This window comes from Bradyrhizobium sp. CB2312 (assembly GCF_029714425.1).
Lineage (GTDB): Bacteria > Pseudomonadota > Alphaproteobacteria > Rhizobiales > Xanthobacteraceae > Bradyrhizobium.
The window spans coordinates 6551821-6568141 of the sequence record NZ_CP121668.1 but is presented as its reverse complement, the minus strand read 5'-3'; the positions used below and the strand labels follow the sequence as shown (position 1 = coordinate 6568141).

At 65.1% G+C, this 16321-nt stretch carries 16 protein-coding genes; 12 read left to right on the top strand and 4 right to left on the bottom strand.

Annotated elements, in window-relative coordinates:
- The first annotated feature begins 88 nt into the window (after positions 1–88).
- The 8 genes from QA642_RS32140 (at position 89) to QA642_RS32105 (ending at position 8441) form a co-directional block, all read left to right on the top strand.
- Complete coding sequence (locus QA642_RS32140) at positions 89–505, top strand: hypothetical protein (RefSeq protein ID WP_283087017.1); 417 nt, start codon at positions 89–91, stop codon at positions 503–505.
- The gene (locus tag QA642_RS32135) at positions 498–1733 is read left to right on the top strand and encodes a biotin/lipoyl-binding protein (protein ID WP_283080458.1); all 1236 of its coding nucleotides are present in this window, start codon (positions 498–500) and stop codon (positions 1731–1733) included. The genes QA642_RS32140 and QA642_RS32135 overlap by 8 nt, the downstream gene beginning before the upstream one ends.
- Positions 1734–1755: 22 nt before the next feature.
- Positions 1756–2169, top strand: a complete 414-nt coding sequence (locus QA642_RS32130) for a hypothetical protein (protein ID WP_283080457.1) — start codon at positions 1756–1758, stop codon at positions 2167–2169.
- Between the two features lie 90 nt (positions 2170–2259).
- Positions 2260–4155, top strand: a complete 1896-nt coding sequence (locus QA642_RS32125) for a HAMP domain-containing sensor histidine kinase (RefSeq protein ID WP_283080456.1) — start codon at positions 2260–2262, stop codon at positions 4153–4155.
- A 110-nt stretch (positions 4156–4265) separates the two neighbouring features.
- The gene (locus QA642_RS32120; protein ID WP_283080455.1) at positions 4266–5246 is read left to right on the top strand and encodes an ABC transporter substrate-binding protein; all 981 of its coding nucleotides are present in this window, start codon (positions 4266–4268) and stop codon (positions 5244–5246) included.
- 102 nt (positions 5247–5348) lie between these two features.
- Entirely contained in the window at positions 5349–7088 is a 1740-nt protein-coding gene (locus QA642_RS32115; RefSeq protein ID WP_283080454.1) for a DUF3300 domain-containing protein, read from the top strand.
- The gene (locus tag QA642_RS32110) at positions 7085–8002 is read left to right on the top strand and encodes a DUF2950 domain-containing protein (protein ID WP_283080453.1); all 918 of its coding nucleotides are present in this window, start codon (positions 7085–7087) and stop codon (positions 8000–8002) included. The genes QA642_RS32115 and QA642_RS32110 overlap by 4 nt, the downstream gene beginning before the upstream one ends.
- Positions 7986–8441, top strand: a complete 456-nt coding sequence (locus QA642_RS32105) for a hypothetical protein (RefSeq protein ID WP_283080452.1) — start codon at positions 7986–7988, stop codon at positions 8439–8441. The genes QA642_RS32110 and QA642_RS32105 overlap by 17 nt, the downstream gene beginning before the upstream one ends.
- Positions 8442–8444: 3 nt before the next feature.
- Here QA642_RS32105 and QA642_RS32100 read toward each other — a convergent pair whose 3' ends face one another.
- Entirely contained in the window at positions 8445–8879 is a 435-nt protein-coding gene (locus tag QA642_RS32100) for a GNAT family N-acetyltransferase (RefSeq protein WP_342731687.1), read from the bottom strand.
- Between the two features lie 253 nt (positions 8880–9132).
- Between QA642_RS32100 and QA642_RS32095 the strand changes: the two genes are divergently transcribed.
- From QA642_RS32095 to fabI, 4 genes are read left to right on the top strand one after another with little or no spacing between them, the layout of a single operon-like run.
- Positions 9133–11361, top strand: a complete 2229-nt coding sequence (locus QA642_RS32095; RefSeq protein WP_283080450.1) for a DUF3141 domain-containing protein — start codon at positions 9133–9135, stop codon at positions 11359–11361.
- A 29-nt stretch (positions 11362–11390) separates the two neighbouring features.
- A complete protein-coding gene (locus QA642_RS32090) occupies positions 11391–12353 on the top strand; it encodes a phosphate acetyltransferase (protein ID WP_283080449.1) in 963 nt (320 codons plus the stop codon).
- 5 nt (positions 12354–12358) lie between these two features.
- Positions 12359–13573, top strand: a complete 1215-nt coding sequence (locus QA642_RS32085) for an acetate kinase (RefSeq protein ID WP_283080448.1) — start codon at positions 12359–12361, stop codon at positions 13571–13573.
- On the top strand, positions 13570–14358 hold the full coding sequence (gene fabI, locus QA642_RS32080) for an enoyl-ACP reductase FabI (protein WP_283080447.1): 789 nt from the start codon (positions 13570–13572) through the stop codon (positions 14356–14358). The genes QA642_RS32085 and fabI overlap by 4 nt, the downstream gene beginning before the upstream one ends.
- 174 nt (positions 14359–14532) lie before the next feature.
- On the opposite strand, the gene QA642_RS32075 is transcribed toward fabI, so the two are convergent.
- Genes QA642_RS32075 through QA642_RS32065 form a run of 3 tightly spaced genes read right to left on the bottom strand, consistent with a single transcriptional unit; the run spans position 14533 to position 16304 of the window.
- On the bottom strand, positions 14533–14991 hold the full coding sequence (locus tag QA642_RS32075; RefSeq protein ID WP_283080446.1) for a MaoC family dehydratase: 459 nt from the start codon (positions 14989–14991) through the stop codon (positions 14533–14535).
- Between the two features lie 11 nt (positions 14992–15002).
- A complete protein-coding gene (locus tag QA642_RS32070) occupies positions 15003–15653 on the bottom strand; it encodes a 3-oxoacid CoA-transferase subunit B (protein WP_283080445.1) in 651 nt (216 codons plus the stop codon).
- Between the two features lie 3 nt (positions 15654–15656).
- Positions 15657–16304 (bottom strand): CoA transferase subunit A, encoded by a 648-nt coding sequence (locus QA642_RS32065; RefSeq protein WP_283080444.1) that lies wholly within the window; start codon positions 16302–16304, stop codon positions 15657–15659.
- Between the last annotated feature and the right edge of the window lie 17 nt (positions 16305–16321).

Below are 16321 nucleotides of genomic sequence, written 5' to 3'. Positions count from 1 at the left end.
TCAAGCAAATTGCGACGGCGCCTGAACACAGTACCGCAAGTGCACGTCCGCTGACCGGGAGAGACGTTTGAGCGACCAGCTTCATCCGATGGCCCCGCACCATCTGCCGTTCTATCTCGCGCCGGGGAGCGGGACCGACACCCTGACGGTGGTGATGGGGATTTTCCTGATCGGCGTCATCTTCTGGGTCGGCACGCTCTATTGGAAGCTGCACAGCCTCCCCGAACGAATGGCGCACAAATCGCAGAAACTGCAGTTCGAATTCGTGGCGGTGCTCGGCCTGATCTCGCTGTTCACGCATATGCACATCTTCTGGGTTGCAGGTTTGTTGCTCGCGCTGATCGATCTCCCCGATTTCGGAACGCCGCTGCGCAGCATCGCCGATTCCGTCGAGAAGATTGCCGACGCGGCGCCGGGCCAGGACGAAGCGCCGATGGAGGCCGGTGCCGCGCCTGCTCCGGCGGACAAGCCGGACGTCGCCAGGAAGGAGCACAGCCATGCTTGAGCTCATGATTTGCTCCCTGGTGACGATCCTGCCCGATTACCTCTATCGCCGCTACGTCCAGGGCAAGCGTTTCGGCAAGGAGATCACCTTCTTCTCGGTCTGGTACGAGCTGCGCTGGGGCATCACGGGATGCCTGATGCTGACGGTGTCGCTGATCACCATGATCTTCTATTTCCATCCGTCGACATCGAGCGCGACGCTTTATTTCCGCACCGTGCCGGTCATGCCGGTCGGCGTCGCCGGCCGCGTGGCCGAGGTGAATGTCGGCGTCAGCGCAGCGGTGAAGAAGGGGGACGTGCTGTTCAGGCTGGACGGTGCCAAGCAGGAGGCGGCTGTTGAGACTGCCAAGCGAAAGATAGCCGAGGTCGACGCCTCGATGATGTCAGCGAAAGCCGACGTCGTGAAGGCCGACGCGCAGATCGGCGAAGCCAAAGCCAACCTTCAGCAGGCCAAGGACGAGCTGGACGTCAAGAGCGAGTTGCAGCGTCGCAATCCCGGCATCGTGCCGCAGCGGGACATCGAAAAGCTGCAGGTGCTCGTAGACCAGCGCCAATCTGGCGTGGACGCCGCAAATGCAGTTAAGGAATCGGCGGTCTTGCGCGTCTCGACGCTCTTGCCCGCCGAGAGGGCGAGTGCCGAGGCAGCGCTGGCTGAGGCGCAGGTGAATCTGGATCAGACGATTGTCCGCGCCGGCGTTGACGGGCGGGTCGAGCAATTCCTGCTACGCACCGGTGATGTCGTCAATCAATTGTTGCGGCCGGCAGGGGTGCTCATTCCGGATGGTGCCGGTAGAAACGTCCTGCAGGCCGGCTTCGGTCAGATTGAGGCCCAGGTGATGAAGCCGGGTATGGTCGCGGAGGCGACCTGCATCTCCAAGCCGTGGGTTATCATCCCGATGGTGATCACAACGGTGCAGGATTATATCGCCGCCGGTCAGTTCCAAGGCGGACAGCAACTGCTCGAGGCCCAGAACGCGGTGAAGCCCGGCACGATCCTCGTGTTCCTGGAGCCGCTCTACAAGGGCGGGCTCGACGGCGTCACGCCGGGCTCGAGCTGCGTCGTCAATGCCTATACCAGCAATCACGAAGAAATCTCCGCCAAGGACACCCCGAGCGGCCGGAAGTTCGCGCTCCACGTCGTCGACGCCACCGGCCTCGTTCACGCGCTGCTGCTGCGCATCCAGGCCTTGCTGCTGCCGATCCAGACGCTGGTGCTGAGCGGGCATTGAGCTCGCGGAAGGGGATCTCGAAATGAACTTGCACAAAATGATTGCGTTTGGCGCAATCCTGCTCGCTTCGCTGCTTGAGACATTAGGCAGCGCCAATGCACTCGACCTGAACGGCGCATGGGTCAGCGATCCCGACAATTGCACAAAAGTGTTCGCACTCAACGGCGCCCAGGTCGGATTCACCGACAAGTCGGATGTCTATGGCGGCGGATTTATCATCAACGGCGACCAGATCGTCGGCAAATTTGCGCGCTGCCGGATCAAGGCCAGGAAGGACAACGGGCCATACGTCAACATGGTCGCGACGTGCGCGACGGATATCATGCTGTCGAACGTCCAGTTCAGTCTCAAGGAGTTGGATGCCAACAGCCTCATTCGGCTGTTCCCGGGCATGGATGACATCGAAATCCGCTATCACCGCTGCACGGCGAAATAGAGACAAGGTGCGTGCGACCCTGTCCGTGTCCCGCAATTCCCGCTAGAATTCCCCGGCAAGCAGCCGTTCGGACGCTGCGGGGATTGGAGCATGAGCTGGCGCATGTGCACTGACGAGGTCAGGCCGCGGCACGCAGCGGCTTCGCTGCTCTGTCTCGTCCTGCTTGTCGCCGCGTGCATGTCGTCCGGGCCAGCCGGTGCGGCCGAGCGGAGCCTGCGCGGCGAACTCAAGCGCGTGCTGGTGCTGCATTCCTTCGGCCGCGAGTTCCGGCCGTGGAGCGAGTTCGCACGCAGCATCAAGGCGGAGCTCGAGCAGAAATCGCCCTGGCCACTCGACATCCAGGAGCACGCGCTGCTCACGGCGCGCTTCAACAATCCCGGTCCCGAGGCGCCCTTCGTCGAGTATCTGCACTCGCTCTACCAGGGTGCCATGCCCGACATCGTACTTAGCATCGGCGCGCCGGCCGCCCGCTTCGCGCAGCGATATCGTGCGCGGCTGTTCCCCGACGCGCCGTTGATTCTCTCCGCGGTCGAGTACCGGCTGATCAATCGCGCCGATCTCACCGACAACGACATCGTCATCGCGATCCGCAACGATTTCATGGCCGCGTTCGAGAACATCCTGCAGCTCCTGCCGGACACCAGGACGGTCGCGATCGTGATCGGCGCCTCGCCGCTCGAGCAGTTCTGGGTCCAGGAGGTCAAGCAGGAGCTGAAACCTCTGGGCGAGCGGGTCGACCTCGTCTGGTATTCGGACTTGCCGTTCGAGGAGATCCTGAAGCGCGCATCGAACTTGCCGCCGCACACCGCGCTGTTCTGGGGCCTGATGTCGGTCGACGCGGCCGGGATCGTCCACGAGAGTGACATCGCCCTGCGCAGCCTGCATGCGGTCGCGAATGCGCCGATCTTCTCCTACCAGGAGCCGTTCTTCGGCGGCAGCACCGTCGGGGGCCCGATGCATCTGGTCGCGGAAACCAGCTCCCGGACTGTGAACGCGGCGATCCGGGTTCTCGGCGGCGAGAAACCCAAGAACGTCCAATACGAGCCGATCGGCTTTGCGCCGCCGCGATATGATTGGCGGGAATTGCGGCGCTGGGGCATCAGCGAGAGCCGCTTGCCTGCCGGCAGCGAGATCCTGTTTCGCGAGCCCAACATCTGGGAGCGCTATCGCTGGCAGATGTTGTTGATCACGTCCGTCTTCCTGGTCCAGGCGGGTCTCATCAGCGGCCTTCTGCACGAGCGCCGCCGCCGCCGGCTCGCCGAAGTGGAATCGCGCCAGCGCCTTGCCGAGCTCGCGCACGCCAATCGCTATTCGGCTGTCGGAGAGCTGACGACGTCGATCGCCCACGAATTGAACCAGCCGCTCGGCTCGATCCTGACCAATGCCGAGACGGCGGAGCTCATGCTCAAGAACCCGTCGCCCGACATGGACGAGATCCGGCAGATCCTCGCCGACATCAGGCGCGACGATCAGCGGGCGAGCGAGGTGATCCGCAGGCTGCGCAGGGTTCTGAGGAAGACGCCGTTCGAGGTCGGCGACATCGAGCTCAATGACACGGTGCGCGAGGCGATCGGCCTGGTCGCGGCCGTCGCCGATGGACGCCGGATCGTGCTGACCTATACGCCTGCTCTGGTCCATCTGCACGTCAGGGGCGACGCTGTGCAGCTCCAGCAGATCGTCCTCAACCTGATCATCAATGCGATGGATGCGGTGTCCGATGCCGGCATGAAGAAGCGCGAGGTCAGCGTGGGGACGGTGCGCGCCGGCAGCTACGCCGAGATCAGGGTTGCCGATACCGGTCCGGGGATCGCGTCCGCCGATCTCGGCAGCGTGTTCAACCCGTTCTTCACGACCAAGCCGGAAGGCATGGGGATGGGGCTTGCGATCGTCAAGACCATCGTCGAGGCCCATTACGGCACGATCAGCGTCGAGAACCAGCCATGGGGCGGCGCGCTGTTCACGATCCGCCTGCCGCTCCTCGACTGACAGCCGCTACCTTGATCTCGATCAAGCCTTGGGGGCCGGCGAGGCCGTTTCCTTTCGCCGCTGCGTCATGACCGGGCGGGGGCGGGCAGGGATCGGGGTGGTGGGTGGCCATGAGACGCCGTGAGTTCATGTCGCTGATCGGCGCAGCGGCCGCGTTTCCGGTGCTCGCGAGGGCGCAAGGCAGGATGCCGTCCGTCGGTGTCCTGACCGGCAATGTCCCGGGCGATCCGGGCGCGCAGATGCGTGTCGATGCCTTTCAGCAAGGGCTCGCCGATCGCGGCTGGATCGCCAACCAGAACTACCGGCTCGAGGTGCGCTGGCCGGGCCCGAGCCCGGCACGGCAGCAGGTAGAGGCGCGCGAACTGATCGCCAGCGCGCCGGACGTGCTGCTCTCGACCAGCACCGGCACGACGCGCGCGCTGCGCGATGCCACGCAGAACATTCCCATCATCTTCGTGGGGCTCTCCGACCCCGTCGGAACAGGCCTCGTCGTCAATCTGGCGCGGCCGACGGGCAACCTCACCGGCTTCTCGCTCTATGAGCATTCGATGAGCGGGAAGTGGCTGAGCCTGCTGAAAGACATGGCGCCAAGCATGACCAGCGCCGCGCTCCTGTTCAATCCGGACTCCTCTCCTTATGCGCCGTTCTATCTTCAGGCCGCGCATCAGATGGAAGGCCGTCTCGGCCTTCAGGTCACCGGCGCCAGCGTTCGCAGCGGACCTGAGATCGCAGCGGTGATCGAGGCCGCGGCGCGCGGCGGTGGTGGCCTCGTCGTGCTGCCCGATGGCGGCTTCTTCGGCACCCAGAGCCAGATGGCGATTGCGCTGCTGGCGCAGCGCCGCGTGCCCGCGATCTTCGCCGTTCGCTTCTACGCAGTGAACGGCGGGCTGATGTCCTACGGCGCCGATCTCACTCAGCAGTTTCGCGACGGCGCAGGCTATGTCGACCGCGTCCTGCGTGGCGCGGAGATACGGACCTTGCCGGTGCAATTCGCCACCAGGTTCGAGCTCGTCATCAACATGAAGACGGCCCATGCCCTCGCGCTGACCGTTCCGAACCGGCTGCTGCTGGATGCCGAGCTGATCGAATGACGCGGCGCCGCAACGGCGTAGGGCGCCGTTTCGTTGATCTCGATCAATAAATGTCCATCGCTCGGCCCGATGGTCGCGGTCGGAAGTCTTGGGAGGATTGCAATGGTTCGTTGCGGCAAGATCCTGATGGTCCTTGCGCTGGTGGTGGCGATGCCCGCCGCTGCGATGGCGCAGGCCACCACACCGGCGGCGCCGAACGCGCCGGCAGCACCCAGCACGCAGGCACAGCCTGCAACGCCGCCGGCGCCGTCGGCCGAGCTGCTGAAGCCCGAGCAGTTAGAGGCTCTGGTCGCACCGATCGCGCTCTATCCCGACGAGCTGCTCGCCAACGTGCTGGCCGCCTCGACCTATCCGCTCGAAGTGGTGCAGGCCGATCGCTGGTTGAAGGAGCGCAAGAGCCTGAAGGGCGATGCGCTGAGGACCGAGGTGGAGAAGCAGGGCTGGGACGACAGCGTCAAGGCGCTCGCCAGCACACCCGACGTCCTGGCCATGATGAGCGACCAGCTCGACTGGACCAAGAAGCTCGGCGATGCCTTCCTCGCGCAGCAGCCCGATGTGATGGATGCGATCCAGCGCCTGCGCAACAAGGCCTATGACAACAAGAAGCTCACCACCACCAAGCAGCAGAAGGTCAGCGTCCAGTCGCAGGAAGGCAAGCAGGTCGTCGTGATCCAGCAGGCCAATCCCGCGGAGATGTACGTGCCGTATTACGATCCGGCGACGGTCTACGGCACCTGGCCTTATGCGGAATATCCGCCGTATTATTGGGGCTATCCGTCCTATATCGGCGCGGGCGTGGTCGCGGCTGGCCTTGCCTTCGGCACCGCCTGGGCGATCGGACGCTGGGGCAATTACTGGGGCGGCGGCTGCAACTGGGGCAACCGCAACGTCTACGTCAATCATCGCACCACCAACATCGCCAACGGCTGGCAGCACAATCCGGCGCATCGCGGCGGCGTGCGCTACAACAACGTCAACGTGCAGCAGCGCTTCGGCAACACCAACATCAAGGCCGGCGCCTCGGACCGGATGGATTTCCGCGGCCGTGACGGCAACCAGGTGCTGCGTCCGAACCAAGGTGCAGGCGATCGTGCAGGAGACCGTGCGGGTGACCGCGCCGGCGATCGCGCAGGAGACCGCGCAGGAGACCGCGTTGGTGATCGTGGCGGAGCCGGTGATCGCGCCGGCAATCGCGGCGATCGTCCGGGCGGAGATCGCCCGAGTGCAGGCACGCGCGATCGGCCCGGCGGCGGCGATCGGGCCGGCGCCGGTGACCGTGCCAAGAACGCCGGCAAGGGCGGCGGCGATCGCGCCAAGGCCGCGAACCGCGCCGGCGGCGGTGCGGCGGCCAATCGTGGTGGCGGCAATCGCGGCGGCGCGATGAATGTTTCCTCCGGCCGCTCGGCCGCCGCTGCATCCGCGCGCGGACGCGCCAGCATGGCGAGCATGCCGCGCGGTGGCGGCGGCGGAGCGAGCTTCGCCGGTCGTGGCGGCGGCGGTGGCGGCATGGCGATGCGTGGCGGCGGCGGAGGCGGCTTTGGAGGAGGCGGCCGCGGCGGTGGCGGCGGAGGCCGGCGCTCCGACATCGCGCTCAAGCACGACATCGTTCTGCTCGGCCATCTCTCGAACGGCCTCGGCTATTATCGCTTCAGCTATGTCGGCAGCGACAAGGCCTATGTCGGGGTGATGGCGCAGGAGGTCGCGCAGGTGATGCCTGATGCCGTCACCCGCGGCAGCGACGGCTATCTGCGCGTCTATTACGAGAAACTCGGACTGACATTCCGCACCTACCGCGACTGGCTCGCCGGCGGCGCGAAGATTCCTGCGGAGGTGGCGCAATGACCGGTCTGAAATCGTTCCATCGTGCGGTGCTGCCGGGCATCGTCGCGCTCGCGCTGTTCGGATCGGCATCACTCGCGCAGGAATCCTACAAGACACCGGAAGATGCCGCGGCCGCGCTTGCCGCCGCGGTCAAGAGCGGCCCGAAAGACATTTTGAAAGTGCTCGGCAGGGACGCCGAGGACATCGTCTCCTCCGGTGACGAGGTCGCGGACAACGACATCCGGGCGCGCTTCACCTCGATGTATGACGCCAAGCACGGCATCAAGGCGGAGGGCAACAAGACCGCGACGCTGATGCTCGGGCCGGACGACTTCCCGTTCCCGATTCCGCTGGTCAACACCAAGACCGGTTGGGCGTTCGACACCAACGAGGGCCGGATCGAGGTGCTCCGCCGCCGCATCGGCCGCAACGAGCTCGACGCGATTCAGACCATGCTCGCCTATGTCGATGCGCAGAACGAATATGCCGACAAGGATCGCGGTGAGGGCGCCGGCGTCTATGCGCAGCGTATCGTCTCCTCGCCCGGCAAGAAGGACGGCCTGTTCTGGCGCGACGACAGCGATCCGAGCCCACTCGGCGCGCTGGCGGCGGAGGCGTCGAAGGAAGGCTATCGCGCCGGCGATGTCGGCCCCGCGCCCTATCACGGCTACTACTTCCACATCCTCAAGGGGCAGGGCCCGAATGCGCGCGGCGGCGCGCTCAATTATGTCGTCAAGGGCAAGATGATCGGCGGCTTCGGTCTGATCGCCTGGCCGGCGGAATACGGCAATTCCGGCGTCATGACCTTCCTCGTCAATCACGACGGTGTCGTCTACCAGAAGGATCTCGGCCCGCGCACCGAGTTCCTTGCCGAGCGCACCACGCTGTTCGATCCCGACCAAACCTGGAAGAAGGTCGATGCAGCAAAACCCTGAACGGCGGACGCATCGTTCCCGCCTGATCGCGGTCCTGCTGCTGGCGCTCGGGCTCGCCGCGCCGACGCCGTCCTTTGCGCAGGCGGCCGGGCACGTCCGCGCCAAGATCGTCAAGGCCGGCCTCCTGGTCGGCGGCGGCGCCGGCAGCGGCGTGCTGACCTATCGCGGCAAGACCTATCCGTTCAGGATCAGCGGTCTCAGCTTCGGCATCACGGCCGGCGCGACGATCGGCCGTTTTGACGGCTGGGCCTCGGGCATCCGCGATGTCGGTGACTTCGCCGGCACTTACAGCTCCGTCGGCGGGGGCTTCGCGCTGGTCGGCGGCGTCAACGGCGTTCACCTCCGCAACGAGAAGGGCGTGACCATCGTGCTGCAAGGCCCGAAGGCGGGACTCGAGCTCGCCGCCAATATCAGTCAGATCACGATCGCCTTGAAATGAGGCTCAAGCGGGCCCTAGGGCGAGGGTCAGACGCACTGTCCTCGGATCATCGCTTCGCCCAGGCCTGAAGTCTGACTTCGCGAACACCCGCCGCATCGACGCGTTGTCGGCCAGAACCTCGGCCGTGAGCTCGCGCATCCCCTGTTCCCGCGCGATGTCGATGAGATGCTTCAGCAGCAGGGAACCGATCCCGCGGCCTTGCCAGGCATCCACCACGACGAAGGCCATCTCAGCCTCGCCGGGATGTGTGACCACATATCGGCCGCCGCCGACGATGATCCGACGACCGTGTTCCTCGACCCAAGCGGCCAGTGCGACGTGATTGCTGAAATCGACGTCCATGAAATAGGCGCGCTCCTTCTCCGAGAAGTGCCGCTTCATGACGAAGAACCGGCTCTGCAGCGAGCTCGGGCCGGTGCGCTCGATCGCGGCGAGCATGTCCGCCTCGTCGCTCGGCCGAAGCGCACGAATCTCGACTGGAATGCCGTCCTTCAGCGCGGCTTGCGCGCTGTAATCAGCAATTTGTGACATGCCCATGTCGCCCGGCAGCTATTGGCGCGTCAAGCAAACCGCGCCTCGTAAGCCTGTTACAGGACAAGAGCCTTTCAAGCGTGCAGGTCATCTTGACCTAGATCAACGTTCCTCCTGGCCTACCGCCGTCAATTGGCGAACGCGACGGAGAGGTCGAAACATGTCTATCGAAAAAGCGCAAATTCCGGGCGGTCCGATGTCGGGCCTCGTCGCCTCGGCGGTCGAATACATGATCGATGCGGGACAGCGCAGCGTCCTGTTCCTGGACATCATGCGCCGCCGCGGTGATCAGTACCGGGAACACGTCGCGCAGACCGCGCCGCATGTCCTGCAATATTCCGCCGAATTGATCATGGACGGGCGCAAGCTCGACGATCCCGTCAACTACGCGCTGGTGCGCATCATTCCGCCCGCCAATGTCGAGATCGACATGAACCGGCGGCCGTTCGTCGTGATCGATCCGCGTGCGGGCCACGGCCCCGGCATCGGCGGCTTCAAGGCCGACAGCGAAATCGGCGTCGCCATGAAGGCAGGCCATCCCTGCTATTTCATCGGGTTCCTGCCGGATCCGATGCCCGGGCAGACCATCGAGCGCATCGCGCGTGCCGAAGCCATCTTCATCGAAGAGGTCATCGAGCGCCATCCCGACGCCGACGGCAAGCCCTGCGTGATCGGCAATTGCCAGGCCGGATGGGCCCTCATGATCCTGGCCTCGCTGCGTCCCGAGCTGTTCGGTCCGCTGATCATCGCCGGCGCACCGCTTGCCTATTGGGCCGGCGTGCACGGAAAATATCCGATGCGCTATTCCGGCGGCCTGCTCGGCGGGAGCTGGCTCACCGCGCTCACCAGCGATCTCGGCGCCGGCAAGTTCGATGGCGCCTGGCTGGTGCAGAACTTCGAAAACCAGAACCCGTCGAACACGCTGTGGACCAAGCAATACAACGTCTATTCCAAGGTCGACACCGAGGCGGACCGCTATCTCGAATTCGAGCGCTGGTGGGGGGGCCACGTCAACCTCAACGCCGAGGAGATCCAGTTCATCGTCGACGAGCTGTTCGTCGGCAACAATCTCGCGGCCGGCAAGATCGAGATGTCGGACGGCCAAAGGGTCGACCTGCGCAGCATCAGGTCGCCGATCGTGGTGTTCTGCTCCAAGGGCGACAACATCACGCCTCCGCAGCAGGCGCTGGACTGGATCCTGGACTGCTACGCCGATGTCGACGAGATCAGGGCCTATGGCCAGACCATCGTCTACACCGTGCACGAGAGCATCGGTCATCTCGGCATCTTCGTCTCCGGCGGCATCGCCAAGAAGGAGCATGCGGAGTTCTCCGGCAATATCGATTTGATCGACGTTTTGCCGCCCGGGCTCTATGAGGCCACCTTCGAGGCAAAGGGCAAGGAGACCGCGAGTTCGGATCTGGTGGTCGGGCAATGGGTGATGCGCTGCGAGGCGCGGACGCTCGACGACATCCGCGCCATGGGCGGCAATTCCCCCGAGGACGAGCGGCGCTTTGCCACCGCCAAGCGCGTGTCTGAGATCAATCTCAAGGCCTATCAGAAATTCCTCCAGCCCTGGATCAAGGGCATGGTGACGCCCAAGATGGCCGAGTGGGCCCACAACATGCATCCGCTGCGGCTGCAATACGAGCTGTTCAGCAGCCGGAATCCCTATATGGCGACGGTGAAATCGTTGGCCGAGAAGGCCGAGGAGGAGCGCAAGCCGGTCGCGGCGGACAATCCGTTCCTGGCGTTCCAGGAGCAGATCTCGAAGCAGATCGTTCACGCCCTGGACAGCTGGCGCGACTCGCAGGAGGCGCTGAGCGAAGCGATCTTCCTCAGCGTCTATGGTTCGCCGGCGCTGCAAGCGGCGGTCGGGATCGATCCCGCCTCTGCGCCATCCCAGCGGCGTGAGATGACCGCCGAGCACCGCGTCATGCTCGAGAGGCGCATCGCTGAACTGAAATCGCGGATCGGCGAGGGCGGTCTGCGGGAAGCTGCGCTGCGCGCTTTGCTCTATGTCGGCTCGGCGCGCGGGATGGTCGATGAACGCAGCATCGAGGCGTTGCGCCAGGTCCGCCGCGACCATGCCGGCGCGCGCATGACCCTGCCAGAGTTCAAGATGCTGGTGCGGGAGCAGTTCTTCATGCTGCTGCTCGATCGCGCCGCGGCGCTGGCCGCCATCCCGAGGATGCTGCCTGACGACGTCAATCTTCGCCGCGGCGCTTTCGAGGCGATCGAGAAGGTGCTGTCCGCGAGCGAGGACGTCACCGGCGAGCGGGCCAAACGGCTGCGGCAGGTCGCCGGCCTGTTCGGCCTCGACATCAGCGAGCCTTCCGAGACGGCGTCGAATGTTGCCCCGTTCGATCCAAGGGCGAAGGCGTCGTAGCCAGAATTGCAGGGACCGGGAGCAACATCATGTCACCAGATGCGACGGCCACGCAGTCTCCCAGCAAGTACGATCGTCTGATCGCCGCTGCCAAGGCGATCCCGCCGACGCCGACCGTCGTCGTGCATCCCTGCGACGAGACGTCGTTGCGGGGCGCCGTGGACAGCGCTGTGGCCGGCATCATCCGGCCCCTGCTGGTCGGGCCGGAGCGGAAGATCAGGGATACGGCCGCGAAATTCGGATTGGACATTTCCGGCTATGAGGTCGTCGATGCCGCGCACAGCGACGATGCCGCAGCCAAGGGCGTCGAACTGATCCACGCCGCGCGGGGCGAGCTGCTGATGAAGGGCAGCCTGCACACCGACGAGCTGATGCGGGCCGTGACGGCGAAGGTCGGGGGCCTGCGGACCGATCGGCGCATCAGCCATGTCTTCGTCATGGACGTGCCGGCCTATGCCGAGACCATCTTCGTCACCGACGCCGCCATCAACATCTTCCCCGATCTCGACGCCAAGCGCGACATCATCCAGAACGCGATCGATCTGTACGCCCAGGCGAACTTCGGCAAATCGCCGCGCGTCGCCATCCTGTCCGCGGTGGAAACGGTCACGTCGAAAATCCCCTCCACGATCGAGGCGGCCGCGCTCTGCAAGATGGCGGATCGCGGGCAGATCACCGGCGGCCTGCTCGATGGGCCGCTGGCCTTCGACAACGCGATCGACGTCGAATCCGCACGCATCAAGGGCATCAAATCCGAGGTCGCCGGCCGCGCGCAGATCCTGGTCGTGCCCGACCTCGAAGCCGGCAACATGCTTGCCAAGAATCTTGCTTATTTCGCCAAGGCCGATGGCGCCGGCATCGTGCTCGGCGCGCGCGTGCCTATTGTCCTGACCTCGCGCGCCGACACTCCGCGGGCACGGATGGCGTCCTGCGCCGTCGCTGCGCTCTATGCCCACGCAAGGCGCCAGAAGGCGCCGACAGTACCGGCGTGACCGCCATGGATAGCATTCTCGTCGTCAACGCCGGCTCGTCGAGCGTCAAGTTCCAGGTCTTCGCGGCCGAGGGTGAGGGCACGCTGCGCCGGCTGATCAAAGGGCAGGTGGATGGCATCGGCAGCCGCCCGCGTCTGCGCGCGAGTGGGGCAGGCGGCGATCCCATGGCCGACCGTGCCTATCCGATCGAGGCAATTGCGGATGTTCCGGCGGCGATGAACGTCGCCGGCGAATGGCTGCGGAACGAGGTTCGCATCCATCCGCTGGCGGTCGGGCATCGCGTCGTCCATGGCGGGCCGGATTATGAGCGGCCGGTCCTGGTCGACCATGGCGTGGTGGCGCGCCTTGAGCGCTTCGTCGCCCTGGCGCCGCTCCATCAGCCGCACAATCTGGCGCCGATCCGCTCGATCCTGGCCAATTTCCCTGAGGTGCCGCAGGTCGCCTGCTTCGACACCGCGTTTCACCGCACGCATGGGCCGCTGGCCGATCATTACGCCATCCCGCATCAGCTTCACGCTGAAGGCGTGCGGCGCTACGGTTTCCACGGGCTGTCCTATGAGTACATCTCCCGGACCCTGCCGCAGATCGCGCCCGATATCGCAAAGCGCCGGGTGATCGTCGCTCATCTCGGAAGCGGCGCATCGATGTGCGCGATGAAGGGCGGACAGAGCGTCGAGAGCACCATGGGATTTACCGCGCTCGACGGGCTGCCAATGGGCACGCGCCCCGGCCAGCTCGATCCGGGCGTGGTGCTGTACCTGATCTCCGAGAAGGGGATGGCGGCATCGAAGGTGCAGGATTTCCTCTACCGCGATTGCGGCTTGAAAGGTCTCTCCGGCGTCAGCAATGACATGCGCGAGCTGGAGGCAAGCCCCGATCCGCAGGCGAGGCTGGCGGTCGACTATTTCGTCTATCGCATCGGCCTCAACGCCGGCATGCTCGCCGCCGCGCTCCAGGGCCTCGACGCCTTCGTCTTCACCGCCGGCATCGGCGAGAACTCGAGCAGCATCCGCGCCCGCGTGGCGGAGCAGCTCGGCTGGCTCGGCGTGACGCTCGATGCGGCTGAGAACGCGCGCCACGCGCGGCTGATCTCGACGGCGACAAGTCGCATCCCCGTCTATGTCGTGCCGACCGACGAGGAGCTGATGATCGCGCAGCACACGCTGGCGCTCTTGATGAACGGCCACTCGCCAAACCCCAGACATGAGAGGGTGTCATGATCCCAGTGTTTCCGGACAGCAAGGTCGCCCTGAAGGGGAAGAAGGGCCTCGTCGTCGGCATCGCCAACGATCAGTCGATCGCCTGGGGCTGCGCCAGGGCGTTCCGGGCACTCGGCGCCGATCTCGCCGTCACCTATCTGAACGACCGCGCGAAAAAGCACGTCGAGCCGCTGGCGCAGGCGCTGGAAGCGCCGATCTTCATGCCGCTCGACGTCATGGTCGAAGGCCAGACCGAAGCGGTGTTCGAGCGGATCCAGTCGGAGTGGGGCCAGCTCGATTTCCTGCTTCATTCGATCGCCTTCTCGCCGAAGGAAGCGCTGCATGGCCGCGTTGTCGACGTCGGTCGCGACGGCTTCCTCAAGACCATGGACGTCTCCTGCTGGTCGTTCCTGCGCATGGCGCATCTCGCCGAGCCGCTGATGAAGAACGGCGGCACGTTGTTCACGATGACCTATTACGGCAGTCAGATGGTGGTGGAGAACTACAACATCATGGGTGTCGCCAAGGCCGCGCTCGAAGCCTCGGTTCGCTATGCTGCCGCCGAACTGGGTCCGAAGGGCATCCGCGTCCACGCGATCTCGCCGGGACCGCTTGCGACCCGCGCGGCCTCGGGCATTCCGGAGTTCGACGAGCTGATGGACAAGGCGCAATCCAAGGCGCCCTCGCGCAGCCTCGTCAGCATCGACGATGTCGGCAACGCCACCGCCTTCCTCGCGCTTGACGGCGCCAAGCTGATCACTGGCGGTGTGCTCTACATCGATGGTGGCTATCACATCATCGATTGATCGCGCATCCGCGCGTCGTCACGCGGGGCTGGGCCGTCTGGACGCTCGGGCTGATCATGGCATATTGCCACTGTTTTGCCCGACGGGTCAATGATGATTTCGCTAAATCAGAAAAATGCTGTGCGATCAACCCCGTGGCTACTGTGCATGGGGTTGTTTTCGAATTTTTCTGTTTCAGCGGTAGTGCAGGGCGATCAGCTCGGCGACGCAGGCGGGCTTCTTGCCGCCCTCGATCTCGATCACGAGGTGATAGTTGACGCGCAATCCGTCGGGCGGCACGTCCTCGGCTTCGGCGACCGTGACGCGGCCGCGCAGTTTCGAGCCTGCCGGCACCGGCGCGAGATATCTGATCCGGTCGGCGCCGTAGTTCAGCGTGTTGCGCAGGCCCTTCAGGCCGATCACCGAGCGGATGAACAGCGGCGCCAGGGCGAGCGAGAGCAGACCGTGGGCGATAGTCTTGCCGCCGGGCATCTCCTTGCTCGCGCGCTTCTGGTCGACATGGATCCATTGCTCGTCGCAGGTCGCCTCGGCGAACAGGTTGATGCGCTCCTGGGTGATCTCGATCCAGTCGCTGGCACCGATCTCGGTGCCGACCGCGGATTTGATCTCGTGGAAGTCGCTGAAGATCCGCATGGTCACCCTGCTCAGAGCTTCATTTCCGGAACGTGATCGGGAATGGCCAATTCTGCTTCCGTCAGCGCCAGGACCTCGCCGACGCTGACGCCGGGCGCGGTTTCCAGGAGCGTTGCCTTGCCGTCGGGGAAGCCGATCACGGCCATGTCGGTCACGACCAGGTTGACAGGGCGCGCCGAGGTCAGCGGCAGCGAGCATTTCGTCACGATCTTCGACTTGCCCTTGGCGGCGTGCTGCATGGCGACGATGACGCGCTTGGCGCCGCTCACGAGGTCCATCGCGCCGCCCATGCCCGGCACCATCTTGCCGGGAATCATCCAGTTGGCGAGAAGGCCGTGCGCATCGACCTGGAGGCCGCCGAGCACGGTGATATCGACGTGGCCGCCGCGGATCAATCCGAACGACATTGCGCTGTCGAAGGTAGAGGCGCCCGGCAGCGCGCTGATCGGGCGCCCGCCGGCATCCGTCAGCAGGGGATGCGCCATGCCTTGCTCGGGGATCGGCCCGGTGCCGATCAGGCCGTTCTCCGACTGGAAGAAGACCTTGAGGTCGGACGGCACGTAATTGGCCACCAGCGTCGGGATGCCGATGCCGAGATTGACGAGGTTGCCGTTGCGGAGCTCCTGGGCGACGCGCCGGGCGATGATGATCTGCGGATCCATGGCTCACCCGTTGGTGATGAGATAGTCGACGAGCGGCGCCGGTGTCATGACATGATCGGGCGCGATGACGCCGACCGGCACGATGTTCTCCGTCGTGACGATGACGGTGTCGGCGGCCATCGCCATGATCGGGTTGAAGTTGCGCGAGGTCAGCGCGTAGGCGAGGTTGCCGAGATAGTCGGCGAGGAAGGCGTGCACCAGCGCGAATTGCGCCCGCAGCGCGGTCTCGAGCAGGAAGGGTTTGCCGTCGACCTCGATCTGGCGCTTGCCTTCCGCAACCAGCGTGCCGACGCCGGTCGGCGTGAGCACGCCGCCGAGGCCGCATCCGCCCGCGCGGATGCGCTCGACGAAGGTGCCCTGCGGAACGAGATCGACGGCGATCTGGTTCGCCAGCATCTGCTGCTGCGCTTTCGGATTGAGACCGATATGCGTCGCGATCAAACGGGAGACCAGCGATGCATCGAACAGCTTGCCGACGCCCTTGCCGGGCGTGGCTGCGTCGTTGCAGATCAGCGTCAGCCCGGTCTTCCTCTGCCGCACGATCTCGTCGAGCAGGCGCTCCGGCGTGCCGACACTCATGAACCCGCCGACCATGACGCTGGCGCCGGCCGGAATCATCGCAACGGCTTCTTCGACGGAGACGGCCTTCATGATTGAAACTCCCGGGC